Source organism: Cytobacillus spongiae, assembly GCF_021390075.1.
In genome coordinates this window covers 599,622-618,265 of record NZ_CP089997.1, presented here as the reverse complement: position 1 = coordinate 618,265, position 18,644 = coordinate 599,622, and the positions used below count along the sequence as shown (strand labels likewise).

Genomic DNA, 18,644 nt, shown 5'->3' with positions numbered 1-18,644 from the left:
ATTCCAGGCAACCCAGCCATCATAGTATGAATACATACCTTAGATCTGTGATTTTGCGCCCTTATTTTTCAATAAGTATGCCTTTTTCTAGTTAAGACCTCCATAGCTTCTAATACTATCTTACACAATATCTGCAATGAAAATTGGCACTTCTTGTAAGGTTTGAATATTTTGTGACCATGACAAAACTACACCATTCACCAAATTCTCTTAAAAAATTTATTATAATCAGTTTGGACTCCATTTTTTCTGTTATTTACCTTTACCTAAACATAGGTAATTCTGTTAGATTCCTTACACTTCTGTCGAATTCTTTTTTTATTTTTTATGATGGTAATAGGAAATAAGTCCTTTAGGATGACTGACGAAAGGGGTTCGTGTATTGGTGGAGCTTCTTCGTAAACGGCCACGGATATATTGGAATACGTTCTAATGTCACCGCATCAAAAAATGGATAGCCTGTTAAATCATTCCCACAAATGGGACAAATCCATTTACCTACTTCACTGCTGCTAAAGGATGGACGATTACATTTCGTACAATTTTTTCTGTACATGGATTCCCTCCAATTAAGAAGCATCAATCTTTGTTTTTCTATAATAGATCAAGAGTAGAGCTCCTCCTGCGCTAAGGAAGACAACACTTGTTAATAAGAAATTAAACGTATTAGTAGCTGTATTAGGGAGTTTGTCTTTCATTACTGGTGTCACTAAGATATCATCATCTGTTGGATTGGGTGGATCATCGTTTGGGGCTTCTGGAGTTGTTACACTGTCTATTTCCTCTGCATAGAACTTGAGCACAAATTCAGCCTGTGATCCCTGGTAGCTATTTCCCAGCTCATAAGGCATTGTTACTTGAAACATCAATGTTTCCTTTTGACCTTTTGCTAAATTTCTAGGAGTAACTCCTTTAAACTCTTTTACTTTCCCCTCATAGAGCACTTTTGAACCGCTAAGGACAAGAAAGTCTAACTGCTCAAATAACCCTTTAACTGACTTGCTATTCTCAATAACGGTCGTATAGGAAAAATCTTTATTCCCATCATTTACAATCGTAATCTCTCTCGGCATCCAATCTCCTGGCTTGATATTATGAATCATGTATTCAATTCCATTTGACTGGATTGTAATTTCCATCTCATCCTTAGCTTCATCAGCTAAAACAAGGATTGGAAATAATGAATAGGTTATCACTAGTAGGAAAATCAGCAATGGCTTTGCCAAAGGTCTAATATTCATGGCATTACCTCACTTATAATAATTAGTAGAAAAAGGCAGGATAGTCCATCCCACCTTTTCTCTTTTAAAAAAATCCTATTTTCTTTCTCCTGCACCTTGTTTTCCTTCGAATGTCCATTTAAGCTGCAAAGAATCGCCTTGGAAATGGTTTTGATCATTGCCATTATCAACAAACTCAAATTGAACATACAACTTATCTGATGTTCCAGCCTTCAAGCCATCATTTTCTTCAAGGAAAGGAACAAATATTTTGTTTTCTACAGCATCTGGAGTCATCGACTTTAAGTCAAATAAAGTTGTACTGTAGATCACATGACTTGCTGGAATAGAACCTGGAGGAGCTGTCTCTTTATCAGAGTTGTATAAGAAGTTTACTCGGATATGCTTTCCAAAGTCATCACCAGCATTATCTCCTGCACCTGTAACTGTATAATCGGTCTTTAACAATACTCGAGCAATATCCAATGACCCATTATTGTGGAGGTTGAAACTACGCGTCATCCAATCTCCAGGCTTTAAATTGCCGATATCAATGATGGTAGTCGGAGATGCATTTAAGTCTAATGTACCTGCAGTAAATTTGCTTGTCGTTTCTGCAGTATCATTAAAGTAAGCAAATGTTCCTCCACCAATTAAAGATAAACCTAATGCTGCTGACGCAATCCCCATACCTAATTTTGTTTTAATACTCATATTCATTTTCCTCCTCTACCCTCTTCGGGTATGTAATATATATATTGACCCTTATGTTTCCATAAGGTGACCAACCTTGTTAGACCGTTTCTTCGTTTGATGCGGACTTCTTTGTTTTTGAATCAATTTCCCTTATTGTTTGGTAAATGCTGAAGCCAGCATAGCCAATTAAGAAAATTCCAGGGATGATCAGCAGCATTGCACTACCTGCTGGTGATTTACTGAAATCAATAAAATATCCTAAATAAGGAATCGTAAAGCCCGAATACTTAGCGACAACATTATCTGATAGGACGGGAGTCAAATCCTTTGATTTGTTGTTATCCCCTCTTGTTTCATAGAGAATGTTGTTACCACTCTCAATCACTCCCACAATTCGATGGGTAGTTAATTTCTCAGGGCCATCTTGGTATGTGATAATGTCATCCACTTTTAAATTCTTTTTTTCATTTTCTACAAGTGGTTTAACACCAATTACGGACCCTGTTTTAAAGGTAGGCTCCATCGAACCAGATAAAACAGACTTTAGTTGATACCCAAAGGCTTGTGGTTCGCCTCCAGAAGCTTTCGATGATACAACTAGAAATGCCATCATCACTAAATTTATAAAAAGGATCAGTGTGATCAAGTTGCTAGTAAGCTTCAACAATCTATTTCTAGTAATCTTCAAGAGTTACACCTTCCCGCCTCATGTTACTTGTAATTTATATACAATCATCCTCCAGACTCTTCGCTGGTTCTCCATTTGCTTGGATCTGGACGATGTTGTTTATTTTCATTTTTCCCCTGTCTCACCAGCTGCACTCCGAATAGTAGAACACCCTTGTAAAGCTTCTTCCCTAAGGGCTTTCCTCTTCAGAGTCCTTTTCATCGACTTCTTCAGTTGGTGATTCCTCTTTAATTGGTTCTGTTCCTTCCCCATCTTCCTGTTGTAGCTCTTCTACTTCTTGCTCAGAATCTTCCTCATCTTCTTGGTTTGATTCTTCAGCTTCCTCTAATTGTGATCCTTCAGCATCTTGTTCGGATTCTTCTTCCTCTTCTGATTCCGTTTCCTCTTCATCAGGTGTTGTTTGTTCACCTTCTTCATCTGCTTCCTCTTCATCAGATGTTGTTTGTTCATCTTCTTCAACTGCTTCCTCTTCTACATCATCTTGCTCTTCAGAATCACCTTTCTCTACATCCTCTTCTGACTCTTCCTCATCACAGTGATCAGATTCATCTTCCTTGCATTCTTCTTCCTCTTCCCACACGCCTGCTGTAATCACAAACTGATCTAGATCAGAATCAGAAAAGGACGCATTCGTTAAGCCTGTAGAAAAAGAGGTGATCCCCACTACCAAATACCAAACTCCTGCAATTTTAATGACAAACCAAAACGCTTTGTTCTTTTCACGGAACTTCCTAATTCGTTTGTACCTTATTCGAACCCCCTCCTTACAGGCTTAGTTCTTTTTAATGTTCAATTTCGTTCTTTTTATCGAACTCACAAGTTGAGTATAGTGCATTTGTAATAGTTTGAAAAATCGCAAATTTGGTTGATTTTTCGTTTTAAAGAACATTTTTCGTTCGTTTTCTAGAAATACCTCTCGTTATCTAATGATTTTGTATTTTTTAAAGAACGTTTTTGTTCGTTATAATGTTTTTATATTTACACTACAATTTAAGGGGAAATCCAATATGGTGGGAAAACGAATAAAGCAGGCAAGATTAAAAAGAGGGTATTCTATTAATGAGTTAGCGGAGAGAGCTGGTGTGTCTAAGTCATATTTAAGCTACATAGAACGAGGTATTCAAGAAAACCCTTCATTACAGGTGTTAGCGAAATTAGCGAAAACTCTTGGAACAAGTGTTGAGGAATTATTAGGCTCCCCGAGGGAAGAGTGGAAAATGAAAGTGCAGGTTGACAATGAATGGGTGGAATTAATAGAAGAAGCAATCCATCAAGGGGTGAGTAAGGAGGAATTCGCTTATTACTTGGACTTCATTAAGTTTAAACGAGCGAACGAGGAGCACGGGAAATGAACGGTAGATCCTGGTTACTCCTTCTTGCAGGACTGTGTTTGACAGCCGGAGTTCTGCTTTTAACGTATTCCTTTTCCCAATTACTTAAGCAAGATAGAAGCTTTAACAAGGCATTAGATACCGCTCATGCAATCGTAGAGAAACAAAATGTTCTTCAAAAAGAACAAACTCCATCACAGGTGACTTATCAACAAGGAGATATCATCGGACTATTACAAATTCCAACATTAACAGCAGAGCTCCCTATCATCGAGGGAACGAATGAGGATGAGTTAGAAAAAGGGGTTGGGCACTATTCAAAGACTGCACTTCCTGGCCAAACAGACCAAATTTTATTATCCGGTCATCGTGATACCGTATTTAGAAGAATAGGTGAGCTGCAAAAGGGGGATCACCTTTCAATCAAAATGAGGTATGGAGAATTCACGTATGAGATTTACGACTTCTATATCGTGGATGCCGATGACACGTCAGTTATACGTTCAACGGCCCCAAATGAAATTTTAACACTATCCACCTGTTATCCCTTTTCCTACATTGGCAATGCCCCATATAGATATGTCCTATCAGCTAAACGAATTAAAAAAAATCAGCCCCATTAGGGACTGATTTCTTTATTTTTGAAGGGCCACTGCAATTCTAGATCCAACTTGCGCATTATGTTTGACTAATGCGATATTTGCCGTTAGGCTCTTTCCTTCTGTAAGTTCTTTCACTTTTCCAAGTAAGAAAGGAGTCACCTTTTTCCCAGCGATGTTGTTTTCTTTTGCTTCTTTTAATGCAGATTCTATTACACTAGTAATAAATGACTCTTCTAGAGCTGATTCTTCTGGGATTGGGTTTGCGATTACGACACCGCCATTTAGGCCAAGCTCCCATTTGGCACGAATCATATCAGCTGCTTCCTTCGCTTCGTCTACACGATAGTTCACTGAAAATGGGCTTGTACGTGTATAGAATGCTGGAAGTGCATCTGTTTCATATCCAATAACAGGTACGCCGTTCGTTTCAAGATACTCTAGTGTAAGGCCAATATCAAGAATTGATTTCGCACCTGCACAGACGACCGCAACATTTGTTTTCGCTAGCTCTTGAAGATCGGCTGAAATGTCCATCGTTGTTTCCGCTTCACGATGCACGCCGCCAATACCGCCTGTAACAAACACTTCAATTCCAGCAAGCTCGGCACAGATCATCGTAGCTGCCACAGTTGTTGCACCATGCTTTTTCTTAGCAATTAAATAAGGAAGGTCTCGTCTACTTGCTTTCTCAATTTCATTGCTCGTTGCTAAAAACTCTAACTCTTCATTCGAAATACCGATTTTTATTTTTCCATTCAGAATGGCAATTGTTGCAGGAACCGCACCGTTATCACGGATAATTTGTTCTACTTCTTTTGCTGTTTCCACGTTTTGTGGATATGGCATCCCATGTGAAATGATTGTAGACTCCAAAGCTACTACAGGCTTTTTCGCTGCCATTGCATCTTGTACCTCTTTAGAAAACTCTAATAGACTATTTAACATGTTGCATTCTCCTCACTTAAAGTATTGTTTGTAGGCTTCTTGTAATCGTATATGGTTTAAGGTAGTACTTACAGTATCATGTGATTGAAGAGTTAGTAAGGAACAAGTCATTCCTACTTTACATGCATCCTCTGTCTTCAATCCTTTTAAATGAGCATATATGATCCCTGCAACTAAAGAATCGCCAGCACCTGTTACATCTGACACTTCTACCTTTGGTGGAAGCAAAACGCCGGCTTCTCCTTCTTTAGTGAAGAAAATCAAACCCTTATCTCCACGAGTAATCACTACCTTTTCTACTCCTTTGTTCATAATCAGCTCTGCCGCTTTAAAGAAGTCTCCATCGTTTTTGATATCAATTCCTGATAGAGCTTCTGCTTCATCACGATTGGCAATCAGCCACGTTACACCCTTTAAGTTCTCTGGTAGTTTTTTAACCTTAGGAGAAGATACAGGCGTAATACAAAGTGGAATCTGCTCCTCCTCACAGCGATTAATCACTGATTTCAACACATCAGCTGAAAAATTTGTATCCAGTATGACCAGCTCAGCTGAAAAAATGTAGCCCCATTTCTTTTCAATCCATTCCGTAGAAACCGTATCGTAGATTGACATATCCGCTAATGCTACGTTCATTTCTCCTTCTTCATCCAGCACGGCTGTATAGGTTCCCGTTTGCATCTTGGGCAATACCTGTGAAGGCGTTAAATCGACGAACGATTTTGTGTGATCCATCAGCCACTGACCACCATGGTCATCCCCAACAACAGTCAAAAGAGAAGATTTTGTCCCAAGTCTCCCCAAGTTTTCCGCAATATTCCTTGCTACACCTCCGCAAGATTGCGTGCTTGTAGCAGGGTTTGATGTCCCGATTTCCAAATGATCAATCACTTGAATTTTCCTGTCAATATTGGCTCCACCTATGCATAGAATGTCTTTCTTTTTTGGCAGTACATAAGCACGCCCTAGGATTTTCCCTTCTTTTATAAGGGAGGAAATATAGCCTGCTACAGCTGACCTTGAAAGTCCTGTTTGCTCTGCTAATTCATTTTGTGCGATAAAAGGGTTTTCGTGAATAAGTCGAATAATGAGTGCTTCTTTATCCTTTAAGACCAAATCATCACCGCCTCTTAAACATTTGTCTTTATTATAAACATTTGTCTATGGGTTTTACAAGTAAATTTTCCAATGTAAGTGTATTCTTTTTAGAGTCAACAGATAATTTTGAACGTTTTGTGAATTTTATTTGTCTTTTTTGTGATTATTAGCATATAATGGATATAACTAACAGCATAAACAATCATTTAGGGGGGATTTCGATGGTAGCCATTCATATTTTGAATTTCACATTTCCAATTGCATGTATGATCGGGTTTGGAATCATGCTAGATCATATGTGTAAACCAAAGACACCCGTTCAACAGGAGTCGAATGAGTAGCATCAATGTAAACGCTTACGTTTATAGCTGTGCAAACAGCCTTTTTTTTTTGCAAAAAAAAAGCCAGACCCTATTAGGTTTGACTTGATGTTAAAGGTAATATAAGAATTTCTACACGGCGGTTTTGGGCTCTTCCCTCTTTCGTACCATTTGAAGCAGCGGGCTGAAATTCACCAAACCCTTTTGCACTGAACCAACGAGGGTCTAAGTCTTTATTTTGCAGAACAATTTTCATGAAATTCACCGCTCTCATTACACTCAATTCCCAGTTCGATTCATAACGAGCGTTACTAATCGGAACATTATCTGTATGTCCACTAATTATTATGTTCCTAACCGGGTCCATAACGAGCAATTCCGAAATCTCCTTGGCAATCTTTAAGTCTTCCTTTCGAACATCTGCACTTCCTGATTGGAAAAGAACATTGTCTCGAATTGTAACCAATAGCCCTTCACCCGTTAGAGATGTATCTAATTGATTCTTCAGGTTGTTTTTTTGAATATAGCTGTTTACTTTCTGCTGAATGGTCTTTAACTCTTGCTGATCAATCTTAATTTTGGCTTCCTGGTCAAGCTTTTCTTCTGTTTGTTCTTCTTGCTTCTCTTCTTCATCTTCTGCTTCTTCTACTGAATCCATTTGATTCTGCGGCATTGGGCTTGGGTAGTCAAAGATTCCCGTCCCACTAGTAAAAGCCTCATTAAATACTTCAGACATCGCTTGAAACTTCTTAGCATCAACACTACTCATGGAAAATAATACGATAAATAACGCTAGAAGAAGAGTAAGTAGATCCGCGTAAGGGATTAGCCAAGATTCATCAACATGCTCCTCATGATGCTCTTTCTTTTTCCGTCTACTCATCCTTCTTCCCACCACTTTCTTCTAGGAATTGTTTCCTTTCTCCAGCAGGTAAATAAGATGCTAGCTTTTGCTCAATGACCCTTGGAGCTTCTCCTTCAAGAATAGAAAGGACTCCTTCTATCATCATATATTTTACTTTTGATTCTTGCTTTGATTTACGTTTCAGCTTGTTTGCGAATGGGTGCCATAATACATACCCTGTAAAAATCCCCAATAAGGTAGCGATAAACGCCGCCGAAATGGCATGACCTAGCTTGTCAATATCACTCATATCTTGTAAAGCTGCAATTAATCCTACTACCGCTCCTAACACTCCTAGTGTAGGTGCATATGTGCCGGCTTGTGTAAAGATTAGCGCCCCAGATTGGTGTCTATCTTCCATTGCTTCAATCTCTTCAGATAAAACATCGCGGATATAATCAGCACTTTGTCCATCTACAGCTAACGACATTCCACTTTTTAAAAAATCGTCCTCAATCTCATTTACCTTTGCCTCTAATGCAAGCAAACCTTCTTTACGAGCAAGCTGTGCCCAGTCAGAAAACATCCGAATTAACTCTTTTGGATCCATCGACTTACGCTCTTTAAAAAGGATTCCAAATAATTTTGGTACGCGTTTGATCTCAGTTGTTGGGAAGGCAATTGTTACTGCCCCAGCCGTTCCGACAAGAATAATTAAAATCGCAGCAGGATTTATTAATGCAACTGGACTTACTCCTTTAAAGAACATACCAATTCCAACAGCCAAAAACCCTAAAATTAAGCCTATTAATGATGTTTTATCCATTCCGCTCACCTGTCTTTTCCTATCAATAAATAGTTCTATTATCCTATTATACTCAAACTCTATTGCCGAGCAAATATAACTCCCTATTTATTTCGACACAAATCGGCTATATTTTAACCTTTTTTCCCAACTTTTTATGTGATTGGTAGTGAAAAATAAACAACTCAATCCATCGACTAGTATTTTAGAACTAGAAAAATGTACCAACTAGAGTTTAAACTCCTCACCCTAGTGAGAGATGATCGAAGAGACACGAGCGATTTCTACCTATCTGGGAGCGAACGCTCACTACTTGCTCTAGTCAAGATCAACTCCCGGAAAAAAGACCTATTCACCTACTACGAAAATGAGAAAAGAATATTAGTCTTAGTAGATTTTCATTTAACAAAATAATACGGTAATTTCGAAAAGGGTTTAAATTTAGCTCTTATTTTTATTGAACCTTGGTTTACTAAAATAAGCTGCTAGAAGCATGAACGACAGTGCAAATACAATACCTACCGCTTCTTGGTTGAATAGTATAGAAACAGGGATAGTGAAAGCAGCGAGCATAAAACAGAATTTCATCAAATTTAACACCTCCAAAAATATACTTCTAAACCTGAGTTCCATAGTAGCAAGTAACATATTAGGTAAATTTGGGAAGCTCATCACTTAACTTTCTGTTCCTTATAATTTAACTCATTTCCAATTATCTCAAATCCCTATTTTCCCCACAACATTCAATGACCCATTGTTATTTTTCCTCACTGATAGACAGTGAACAAATGTGAGGTTAGCAAAGATAGAATGTTTCTTTACTTCGCATTCACTCCCCATTTCCTTTTGTTCAAATCACCTTTCTATATCCGAGCCCCTCCATAAAGTCATGTTTCCTTCAAAAACACCACAATGCTTGTTCTTTTCGGAAAAACCGTAATTGGAATGTTCTAAAAAATCCTGTTATGAGCGAAATCCAAGCCCCTGTGAGCGAATGCTTGTCGAATGCGAGCGATTTTTTGTCGAACCTGAGCGATTCTCGGAAAAAGCGAGCGATTTCCTGGGAGGTGCGAGCGAACGCTCATAAAAGGAGCGTTCGCTCACAAGTTGGTCTGGTGCAACATACGTGCCCTCACCTACTAATCTCTAGAGAGCCATTTTCTCTTCACTCTGAACCAATAGTTTGATCGTTTCGGAAAAAACCGTCACTTCAGAAGGGAATTCTCGAGAGCGTATAAAATTTTGTGTAAATGGATATACTTTCCATTAAAGGAGATGGTCGTTTATGCAAAGTTTTCGAGATCTAACTGTAAGAGAATTAGCTAGTCAATGCCAAACTGTTGATGATATTCATATGATGATGAAAGAATTGTTTAGAGAAACACTTCAACAGGTATTTGAGGCTGAAATTGAGGAACATCTAGGTTATTCCAAGCATGATTCTTCTGGGAATAATACAGGAAATAGTCGTAATGGATATAGTAAAAAGTCGATTAAAACAAAGCTTGGAGAGACTCCTCTTAGTATACCTAGGGATCGAAAAGGTGAATATGAGCCACAGATTATCAAGAAGTATGAAACTTCTATCAATGGACTTGAAGATCAAATTATTGCTCTCTATTCTAAGGGAATGTCTACTCGAGATATCGAGCAACACATGAAAGATATCTACGGAGTCAATGTTTCACCAAGTTTGGTCAGTAAAGTCACAGATAAGATTTTACCCCTGGTCTATGAGTGGCAGTCTCGTCTACTAGAACCTGTTTATCCTATCGTGTTTTTAGACGCTATTCATTTTAAGGTAAAGCATGAAAATCGAATTGTTAGTAAAGCCGCATACACGGTATTAGGGATTAATACCGATGGTATTAAGGATATACTTGGAATCTGGATTGGTGAGGATGAGAGCGCTAGCTTCTGGCTGAATGTCTGCCAGGATCTTAAAAGCAGAGGAGTTGAAGACATTCTTATTGTTTGTAAGGACGGGCTTTCAGGCTTTTCTGAGGCGATTAGCGCTACGTTCCCAAAGACAGATATACAGTCATGTATTATTCATCAATTACGAAACAATGTAAAAGGTGTCCCTATGAAATACCGCAAAGAACTTATGGCTGATTTAAAGTTAGTTTATAAAGCGGTTACTTTAGAAAAAGCTGAAAGTGCTTTTCAAGATTTCAAAGAACAGTGGGGACAGAAGTATCCTGCAATTATTAAATCATGGGAAACAAATTGGTTGGAGTTAACTACTTATTTCTCCTATCCAGTAGAGATAAGAAAACTGATTTATACAACGAATACTATTGAAGCTTTCCATAGGCAGTTAAGAAAAGTTACGAAAACCAAAACAGCTTATCCAACAGATAATTCTTTACGTAAGATTGTTTTTCTGGCCACTATGGGGGTGACAGACCGATGGACTGTACCTGTACCAGGGTGGATGGAATGTAGGCAACAGTTTGAAATCATGTTCGCTGGTCGGCTTGGGAAATAAGTTCTGTCCTAGCATTCCTACGTATTAGGGCAATGCCTTAAGGGTTTATCGCTTTAGGTTCTCCCAAAAGGGAAAAAGAGAGGAAAATCCTCTCTTCCTTTTGTACAGAACCCCACTTGGTGCTCGGGTTGCTCCCCAGCATTGCCCTATCCCCCTAGTAGGTAAGATTATTGTTGACTATCAAGCACATGTTCAATCATTTACACAAAATAATTTACACTACCGAATTCTCCTGCGGAAATCCCCATTATGAGCGAAATTCAAGCCCCTGTGAGCGAAAGCTTGTCGAATGCGAGCGATTTTTTGTCGAACCTGAGCGATTCTCGGAAAAAGCGAGCGATTTCCTGGGAGGTGCGAGCGTTCGCTCACAAGTTGGTCTGGTGCAACATACGTGCCCTCACCTACTCCTCTCTAGAGAGCCATTTTCTCTTCACTCTGAACCAATAGTTTGATCGTTTCGGAAAAAACCGTCACTTCAGAAGGGAATTCTCCTGCGGAAATCCCCATTATGAGCGAAATCCAAGCCCCTGTGAGCGAAAGCTTGTCGAATGCGAGCGATTCATTGTCGAACCTGAGCGATTCTCGGAAAAAGCGAGCGATTTCATGGGAGGTGCGAGCGAACGCTCATAAAAGGAGCGTTCGCTCACAAGTTGGTCTGGTGCAACATACGTGCCCTCACCTACTCCTCTCTAGAGAGCCATTTTCTCTTCACTCTGAAAGAATAGTTTGATCGTTTCGGAAAAAACCGTCACTTCAGAAGGGAATTCTCCTGCGGAAATCCCCATTATGAGCGAAATCCAAGCCCCTGTGAGCGAAAGCTTGTCGAATGCGAGCGATTCATTGTCGAACCTGAGCGATTCTCGGAAAAAGCGAGCGATTTCCTGGGAGGTGCGAGCGATTTCCTGGGAGGTGCGAGCGAACGCTCATAAAAGGAGCGTTCGCTCACAAGTTGGTCTGGTGCAAATGACTGCCCCATGCCTTCGTTCACAATTTTTCGCCTTCTAATCACACCTCTATACAAAAATTTCATATCATGAACACCATCTCATATCTTACCCTCATCCTAAACATCCCGGGTCAACTACCACCACAATCAAAAAAAAAAAACCAAGGTGTCTCCCCTTGGTCTAGGATGATTTTGGCTATTGATTCCATTTCCTTGTTATTTTCTCATCATAATTTTTAAAGATGGAGGCATTTGTCTGTTTTCTTCTTTTCGACATCACTTGATTGAACCGAAGGAGCTTTTCATTTAGCTTTTTTTGGAGGCGTTCTTTTTCTTCGAGGTCTTCGCATGTTTTCATTAATCCTTCTACGGTCATCATTTCTTGCTTTAAGCGGTTCTCTTCTGGAGAGAATCCTGCGTTTTTCAACATTTTATAAGCCATTCGTAAGTCCTCTGGAATACTTGACAAATCTTCAAGCTTTAGTGGCTTTCCCATGCCGGGAAGATTTTCAAATTCGCCCTCTTTATAGGACCTACGGATACGTTCTTCTGAGACAATCGTTGAAAAGTCCACTCTAAGCCCTCCTTTCTTCGATTATATCACAGAGAAATCCCCTAAATATCTCCAATCATGTGTGGATTCACATTCAACCCGGGGTCTCCAGGTACCCAATTCGCAGGAACCCCTTTGCCTGTCTGACGTCCAAACTGAATTCCCTGGAGGATCCGCACATGTTCGGGAAGATTTCGACCAACCTCCTTTGGATAGGTCAGCTTTGCTACAATCACTTGATCTGGATCAATGAACACCGACACACGAAAAGCTCCTCCTGTTCTCCCGTCTAACACTCGATACGCACGACTAATTTCTTGCGTTCGATCACTCACTAATGGGTATGTGACCTGCTGCATCGATGGAGACGTCTCTTTAAACACTTTATGTGCATACACACTATCCGTACTAATTGCAAGGACTTCACAATTTAACGCTTGTAAGTAAGGGTAAATAGCAGCGACCGCTGCTAGCTCTGTCGGTCAAACAAAAGTAAAATCACTTGTATAAAAAAACAGCAACATCCATTTTCCTTTATATTGCTCCAAACTTAGCTTTCTTATTTCTCCATTGACGAGGCTATCGGCTGTAAACAAAGGGGCAAGATCATCTCGCGTAGCACAGAACGGCTCTTTAATGGGGCATTTCCCTAATTGTTCCACATGAAGCGATTTGTCCATCCTTAACACTCCTTGTCTAATTTCATCCCATCACTAACGTATTCATGAATCAAGTGAAATATCCTCAATTTTGCCATACATCCTTACATAGCTCATGTGTTTTCGGAAAAACTAAATAAAGGTTCGATATTACTAAACAACATAGATTGGAATAAGAAAGGAGCAAGCATCATGAGTCGAGGAAAAAGCTTTAATCATAAGAAAAAAGGACACCCTGGAAATTTTCCTGAACATACATTGGTTGAAAGACACTCCAAGGATGCGATTGGAGATGAAGAGTTTTTAAACGTTCGCGAAGCATTTAAAAACAGAGTAGAAACGGAGGAAATCGAATAAACTTGTTGGAGGCTCACTTTTCGGAGCCTCCTTTTTGTGCTTCCTGTGCAAAACATGCTGAATTTCCGTTATACTGGTTAAGTGTTATGGACCTTTTAGAACGGAAAGGAGAACGTATGAAATCATTAATTCTTGCTGAAAAGCCTAGTGTGGGTCGTGAGATTGCGCGAGTCCTAGGCTGCAAGCAAATTCATAAAAGCTATATTGAAGGAAGTGACTATATTGTCACTTGGGCACTCGGCCATTTAATTGAACTAAAAATGCCTGAGCATTATGATACGAAATATAAAACTTGGCGCCTCGAAGACTTACCGATTATCCCTGAGAAAATGGGTCTTAAGGTAATGAAACAAACGAGTGGTCAATATAAAGCCATCGAAACTCTATCTAAACGAACAGATGTGAAGGAACTTATTATTGCAACCGATGCAGGGCGAGAAGGTGAGCTTGTAGCCCGATGGATTTTAGAGAAAATTCGCTGGAAAAAACCGATTAAGCGCCTTTGGATTTCTTCTCAAACGGATAAGGCCATTAAAGATGGTTTTCGCAATCTAAAACCAGGAAGTCAATTTGATAACCTCTATAGCTCAGCCGTTTGTCGTGCAGAGGCGGATTGGTTAATTGGCTTAAATGTCACAAGAGCCTTAACAACGAAGTACAATGATCCCCTTTCGGCTGGCCGAGTTCAAACGCCTACCCTTTCAATGATCATGGATAGAGAAGGTACTATCCAGAAATTTAAACCCCAAGAATACTGGACGATTACGGCATCTGTTGGGCCTTTGAAGGCAGCTTGGGTGAACAATGGGGAAAGTCGTATTTTTTCAAAAGAAAAAGCTGAAGGCATCTTGAAAAAGGCTTTGAATGGATCAGCTACTGTTTCAGCTATTCAGAAGTCAAAGAAGTCGGAGCAACAGCCCCTTCCATATGACTTAACTGAGCTGCAAAGGGATGCGAATAAACGATTTGGTTTTTCCGCGAAAAAAACGTCCTCTGTTCTTCAAGGTTTATATGAGCGACACAAGCTCGTTACGTATCCAAGAACAGACTCTCGCTATTTAACAACCGATATGAAATCAACTATGAAAGACCGATTACAGAGCATGGCTTCTGCCTACAAAGAAGAGATCAAACCGATATTAGCTAACAATGGAAACGTACAAGCAGTTCGTGTTTTTAACAATGAAAAGGTAACAGATCATCATGCGATCATTCCAACTGAAGAACGTTTGCATATGGGAGACCTGTCAACGGATGAACGAAGGCTGTATGATCTCATCGCAAGACGCTTCCTTGCTCTCTTTTATCCTCCCTATCAGTATGAAACGATTCAAGCGACCCTTGATATCAATGGTGAAGCATTTCAAGCAAAGGAAAAAACCGTATTGGATGCTGGCTTTAAAGCCGTAATTGGAAAAGGTGAGGATGAGGACACACAACAATCTCCTACAAGTATGGAAAAAGGGAAAGTTGTAAAGGTATCTAACACAAGTTTAAACGAAAAGCTCACAGAGCCCCCGCTTCGTTATTCAGAAGCGGATGTACTTGGTCAAATGGAGAAATACGGCCTAGGGACACCTGCGACTCGTGCCGAAATCATTGAAAGACTGCTCGAAACAGAGGTAGTAGAACGCCAAAATGGCAGGCTCTATCCAACGAAGAAAGGGAAGCAGTTAATTGAGCTTGTGAACGATGAGCTGAAATCTGCTGAACTTACTGCGGAATGGGAAAAACAGCTAGAGGAAATCGCCAGAGGAAAAGGAAATCCTCAGGTCTTCCTTAAGAAGATTCGTGAAAAAACAGAGAATCTTGTCTCAGAAGTCAAAACGAGTGATCAAAGCTACAGAGCTCATAACCTCACAGGTTCTAAGTGTCCTGAATGTAACTCCTTCTTAAAAGAACGCAACACGAAAGAAGGAAAAATCCTCGTTTGCTCTAACATGGAATGCCAATATCGAAAGAGAAAAGATCCAAAACTTTCGAAGAGAAGATGCCCACAATGCCGCAAGCGAATGGAAATGCACAATGGAAAAGCAGGCCTCTACTTCCAGTGCCGCCCTTGTAACGTTGTTGAAAAAGCAGAAGAAAAGAAAAAAGCAGTCAACAAACGAGAAGAAAGAAAGCTCGTCCAAAAATATGCCCAACAGGATTCCTTTGGAACCAGTCTGGGAGACTTGCTAAAAGCAGCTATTGAAGAGAAAGAATAGCCATGCAGAGTGCACGCAAAAGCGAGGAATGCCTTCCTCCTTGCGTGCACTTTTTTTCCATTCTTTCATGAAGGGTTGTAGGCTATAAATTGAAATTATTACGATTTAACCACTAGTAAATTGCATACAACTTGGAATTTCCACTTACTTGTTTATCGTTAGCTCTGCATACGCATCATGCAGATGGATAGATTCTTCATTGCGACATTTCACGCGGAACCATGACACATAATCCATTTCATATAAGTCTGCAGCAACAAGTCGAACCATATCCTCTACAAATCGAGGATTTTCGTAGGCAGATTCTGTCACCATCTTTTCATCCGGCCTTTTAAGGAGAGGATGTAACATCGCACTTGCATTTGACTCTGCAGCATGCAGTAAATCTGACTTCCAATCTTGCTCCTCTGTGTAACGCTCGTTTAACATAATTTCCATTGTTATATAGCCTCTCTGATTATGAGCGCTATATTCACTTATTTCCTTCGAACATGGGCACAGAGTGGTTACTACGCACGTCAGCACTGCTTTCTTTTTACTTACTTGTCCCTCTTTCTCAATTATAATTTCCATAGCAGCTTCAGTATGGTTTAATCCCCCTAAATGGGTAGAAGGACTATTTCTGTTATATACCCACGGAAATTCCACACGTATTTGAGCTTCTTCATGCTCAAGGCGTTTGATTAGGTTACGCCCAAGGTTTTCCAATGATGAAAAATCAGCCTTAAGCTCATTCTTCACTCTTGCATCTTCTAATACCTCTAATAAACGACTCATATTCGTTCCCTTTGCTGTATCTGAAAGGCTTGATGTAAGAGAAAAATTTGCAAGCGAATTTTGGGTTGTTGGCTCAATTAGCGATGGAATATCTATTGGGTATTTTACATTCCGTACTCCAACCGCTTGAATGGGAAACAAATACATTCCCTCTTGATTTTGTAGGTCCTTCATTTTTTCCTTGGTTTCTGGCTTCGTTTTCTTCCCTGGTGCTACAGATCCAAATAAAGATAACCGCTCTGGCTTACTTGGTAATTTCAAGTTCACTTCCTCCATTCTGGAACGTCTTATACAACCTATCAGAAGTGTCAGATTATATATCCTTGATTATAAATCGTATTAATTACGTTTTACAAGCGAGACCTTCTATATCTTTATGGTTTAACGAACAATAGCATGAGATTGGCTCTCATGCTTTTTGTTTCCGCAACTGGATAACAAATAGATGAAATTTTTGAAAGAAGAAAAGATTCAGCCACATAGTAAGCACATAAAATAAATAAGAATACCAGAGTTTCCATGTGTTATAAGAAAACAAATGAAAGTATTTCACAGAAATCCACTCGAGACAAAGCAACATGGACGCACATAAAATAATAAAAAGAACCACATTCGGCATTAATTTTTGATAGTAATATACCATGACACATACAGGAATGGGATAAACAATATTTTGCAGCAGAATATCTGCTATCTCACCGCTGTTTCGGTCGACTGTATCATAGAAATCATAAGGTGGCATTGCCAAAAAATAATCTCCCACTGTTGTAAATAAAAGATTCAACAACAGAATAAAAACGATTTCTGTTTTTAAGAGAACGTCATTTCTTCTATAAATGTATACAAAGACAAGCACCATTAGACCTGAAATGAAAAGAGTATACCATTCGTTCTCATCGAACTTCTTTGGCAGAATTGGCTGCAATACCGCATATATTCTTGCTAGCATTTCATTCAAAGGATTCCCTCCCTTTTTAGCAATTGCGCAAGTAACTGACTAAATGAAAGGGAAAGTAAAATAACGATCATTTCTAAAAAAAGGTCAACAGAGGGATACCAGCTCTTACTATCCGACTTTAACACCCCAATGATAAGAAAGCCTTTCTCCACACAAACACCAAATAGCATCCATCCAAAAGTAGCTAGTAGCTTTAGAGTAAGCGATGCCCCTGATCGATAGATAGCTAAAAGCCATATAAGCACAACTGGAAACACCAATCCATATTGAAGACGTACCGTCCAAAAAGGAAGATGTTCGGTGACCACCGATAGGCGTTCATACGCTGAGGAAATGGTATAAAACATACTCTGACAAAAATAGGAAGTGAACATAAACAGAAGTATGATTTCAATTTTAGCAAACCATGGCTTTATTCGGGGCAGAGTCAAAAGCAGTAGAATGGATACCACCCCAACTACTACAAAGGTAATTATCAACTTCATCCATCTTTTCTCCTAGAAAAAGTGCATTAGTATAGAACTAGTATGCCCAAATTTTCTTAGTAAATGTACCTATTAAAAAACTGCTGAAAAATCAGCAGCCCTTATTGTTTTTGCTTACTATATTTAAATGTCATTACGACGAAAAGAGCAAAGCTAATGAGCAGGACGCTTCCCCCGGCAATATAGAACACCATTGCAAAAGTAGGATCAATTCCAAATGGTTTCATGTTATAAAACCACATTCCCACTGTCAGTCCAAGTGAACCCAAGATCGCTGACCACACATGTAGAAATGCTAGTTTTGAATTCTTTGGAACCTGATATAATCGATAATACATGGAAAAAGCAAATAAGCTTAACCACCCAACAACTAGAATATGTGCATGTATTGGCCTAAAAGCGTACCCACCTGCACCTGCCATATGCGATCCGAGAAACGCACCAACAAAGGCATAAATTGCCGAAATCCTTAAAAGCAGTACATCATTTTTCACTACTTCCTTCCCCCTCTTTAAAACTTTCAACCTCCCATATTATAAAATTTCCACCACATTAATTCCATTAAGATTGTAATAATGTTAATAATTATTTTCTTCTATGGCTGAATCTAAACTTCCTATTTTCTTTTTCACAAAATTAACGCTACAATGTATATGAAGATT

The 18,644-nt window shown here is 39.3% G+C and carries 21 protein-coding genes and 1 riboswitch; of the genes, 5 read left to right on the top strand and 16 right to left on the bottom strand.

Features of this window, described 5'->3' with window-relative positions; genetic code table 11:
• Positions 1 to 3 precede the first annotated feature (3 nt).
• Positions 4 to 92: riboswitch (cyclic di-GMP riboswitch) on the bottom strand.
• Between the two features lie 260 nt (positions 93 to 352).
• From LS684_RS03250 to LS684_RS03230, 5 genes are all read right to left on the bottom strand, one after another.
• On the bottom strand, positions 353 to 556 hold the full coding sequence (locus tag LS684_RS03250) for an endonuclease Q family protein (RefSeq protein WP_233809899.1): 204 nt from the start codon (positions 554 to 556) through the stop codon (positions 353 to 355).
• A 13-nt stretch (positions 557 to 569) separates the two neighbouring features.
• Complete coding sequence (locus LS684_RS03245; RefSeq protein WP_233809897.1) at positions 570 to 1,241, bottom strand: M73 family metallopeptidase; 672 nt, start codon at positions 1,239 to 1,241, stop codon at positions 570 to 572.
• Between the two features lie 75 nt (positions 1,242 to 1,316).
• On the bottom strand, positions 1,317 to 1,934 hold the full coding sequence (locus tag LS684_RS03240; protein WP_233809895.1) for a CalY family protein: 618 nt from the start codon (positions 1,932 to 1,934) through the stop codon (positions 1,317 to 1,319).
• A gap of 79 nt (positions 1,935 to 2,013) precedes the next feature.
• The gene (gene sipW, locus LS684_RS03235) at positions 2,014 to 2,604 is read right to left on the bottom strand and encodes a signal peptidase I SipW (RefSeq protein WP_233809893.1); all 591 of its coding nucleotides are present in this window, start codon (positions 2,602 to 2,604) and stop codon (positions 2,014 to 2,016) included.
• 169 nt (positions 2,605 to 2,773) lie between these two features.
• Positions 2,774 to 3,274, bottom strand: a complete 501-nt coding sequence (locus tag LS684_RS03230; RefSeq protein ID WP_233809891.1) for an AAA family ATPase — start codon at positions 3,272 to 3,274, stop codon at positions 2,774 to 2,776.
• Between the two features lie 337 nt (positions 3,275 to 3,611).
• Here LS684_RS03230 and LS684_RS03225 point away from each other — a divergent pair, with 337 nt between their 5' ends.
• On the top strand, positions 3,612 to 3,956 hold the full coding sequence (locus tag LS684_RS03225; protein WP_233809889.1) for a helix-turn-helix domain-containing protein: 345 nt from the start codon (positions 3,612 to 3,614) through the stop codon (positions 3,954 to 3,956).
• Entirely contained in the window at positions 3,953 to 4,558 is a 606-nt protein-coding gene (locus tag LS684_RS03220; RefSeq protein ID WP_233809887.1) for a class D sortase, read from the top strand. The genes LS684_RS03225 and LS684_RS03220 overlap by 4 nt, the downstream gene beginning before the upstream one ends.
• Positions 4,559 to 4,570: 12 nt before the next feature.
• Here the strand turns inward: LS684_RS03220 and LS684_RS03215 are convergent, their stop codons facing one another.
• The 5 genes from LS684_RS03215 to LS684_RS03195 all read right to left on the bottom strand — a co-directional run bounded on the left by LS684_RS03215 (position 4,571) and on the right by LS684_RS03195 (position 9,140).
• Complete coding sequence (locus tag LS684_RS03215) at positions 4,571 to 5,482, bottom strand: pseudouridine-5'-phosphate glycosidase (RefSeq protein WP_233809885.1); 912 nt, start codon at positions 5,480 to 5,482, stop codon at positions 4,571 to 4,573.
• Between the two features lie 12 nt (positions 5,483 to 5,494).
• Positions 5,495 to 6,598 (bottom strand): carbohydrate kinase, encoded by a 1,104-nt coding sequence (locus tag LS684_RS03210; RefSeq protein WP_233809883.1) that lies wholly within the window; start codon positions 6,596 to 6,598, stop codon positions 5,495 to 5,497.
• 396 nt (positions 6,599 to 6,994) lie between these two features.
• On the bottom strand, positions 6,995 to 7,783 hold the full coding sequence (gene motB, locus LS684_RS03205) for a flagellar motor protein MotB (protein WP_233809881.1): 789 nt from the start codon (positions 7,781 to 7,783) through the stop codon (positions 6,995 to 6,997).
• A complete protein-coding gene (motA, locus tag LS684_RS03200; protein ID WP_233809879.1) occupies positions 7,776 to 8,570 on the bottom strand; it encodes a flagellar motor stator protein MotA in 795 nt (264 codons plus the stop codon). The genes motB and motA overlap by 8 nt, the downstream gene beginning before the upstream one ends.
• A 420-nt stretch (positions 8,571 to 8,990) precedes the next feature.
• Positions 8,991 to 9,140 (bottom strand): hypothetical protein, encoded by a 150-nt coding sequence (locus LS684_RS03195; protein ID WP_233811727.1) that lies wholly within the window; start codon positions 9,138 to 9,140, stop codon positions 8,991 to 8,993.
• A gap of 694 nt (positions 9,141 to 9,834) precedes the next feature.
• On the opposite strand from LS684_RS03195, the gene LS684_RS03190 reads away from it, so the two are divergent.
• The gene (locus LS684_RS03190; RefSeq protein WP_233806036.1) at positions 9,835 to 11,040 is read left to right on the top strand and encodes an IS256 family transposase; all 1,206 of its coding nucleotides are present in this window, start codon (positions 9,835 to 9,837) and stop codon (positions 11,038 to 11,040) included.
• Between the two features lie 1,142 nt (positions 11,041 to 12,182).
• Here LS684_RS03190 and LS684_RS03185 read toward each other — a convergent pair.
• Both LS684_RS03185 and LS684_RS03180 read right to left on the bottom strand, forming a co-directional pair.
• Positions 12,183 to 12,560 (bottom strand): DnaJ family domain-containing protein, encoded by a 378-nt coding sequence (locus tag LS684_RS03185; protein ID WP_233809877.1) that lies wholly within the window; start codon positions 12,558 to 12,560, stop codon positions 12,183 to 12,185.
• A gap of 41 nt (positions 12,561 to 12,601) precedes the next feature.
• On the bottom strand, positions 12,602 to 13,219 hold the full coding sequence (locus tag LS684_RS03180) for a peroxiredoxin (RefSeq protein ID WP_233811529.1): 618 nt from the start codon (positions 13,217 to 13,219) through the stop codon (positions 12,602 to 12,604).
• 171 nt (positions 13,220 to 13,390) lie between these two features.
• Here LS684_RS03180 and LS684_RS03175 point away from each other — a divergent pair, with 171 nt between their 5' ends.
• Both LS684_RS03175 and LS684_RS03170 read left to right on the top strand, forming a co-directional pair.
• Positions 13,391 to 13,555 carry a hypothetical protein gene (locus LS684_RS03175; RefSeq protein WP_233809875.1) on the top strand — a complete coding sequence of 55 codons (165 nt, stop codon included), beginning with the start codon at positions 13,391 to 13,393 and terminating at the stop codon, positions 13,553 to 13,555.
• Between the two features lie 116 nt (positions 13,556 to 13,671).
• Positions 13,672 to 15,762 carry a DNA topoisomerase III gene (locus LS684_RS03170; protein WP_233809873.1) on the top strand — a complete coding sequence of 697 codons (2,091 nt, stop codon included), beginning with the start codon at positions 13,672 to 13,674 and terminating at the stop codon, positions 15,760 to 15,762.
• Between the two features lie 144 nt (positions 15,763 to 15,906).
• Here LS684_RS03170 and folE2 read toward each other — a convergent pair whose 3' ends face one another.
• From folE2 to LS684_RS03150, 4 genes are all read right to left on the bottom strand, one after another.
• A complete protein-coding gene (gene folE2 / locus LS684_RS03165) occupies positions 15,907 to 16,806 on the bottom strand; it encodes a GTP cyclohydrolase FolE2 (RefSeq protein ID WP_349293098.1) in 900 nt (299 codons plus the stop codon).
• Between the two features lie 142 nt (positions 16,807 to 16,948).
• Positions 16,949 to 17,497 (bottom strand): hypothetical protein, encoded by a 549-nt coding sequence (locus LS684_RS03160; RefSeq protein WP_233809869.1) that lies wholly within the window; start codon positions 17,495 to 17,497, stop codon positions 16,949 to 16,951.
• Positions 17,494 to 17,982 carry a hypothetical protein gene (locus LS684_RS03155; RefSeq protein ID WP_233809867.1) on the bottom strand — a complete coding sequence of 163 codons (489 nt, stop codon included), beginning with the start codon at positions 17,980 to 17,982 and terminating at the stop codon, positions 17,494 to 17,496. The genes LS684_RS03160 and LS684_RS03155 overlap by 4 nt, the downstream gene beginning before the upstream one ends.
• 101 nt (positions 17,983 to 18,083) lie before the next feature.
• Entirely contained in the window at positions 18,084 to 18,476 is a 393-nt protein-coding gene (locus LS684_RS03150) for a hypothetical protein (RefSeq protein ID WP_233809865.1), read from the bottom strand.
• Between the last annotated feature and the right edge of the window lie 168 nt (positions 18,477 to 18,644).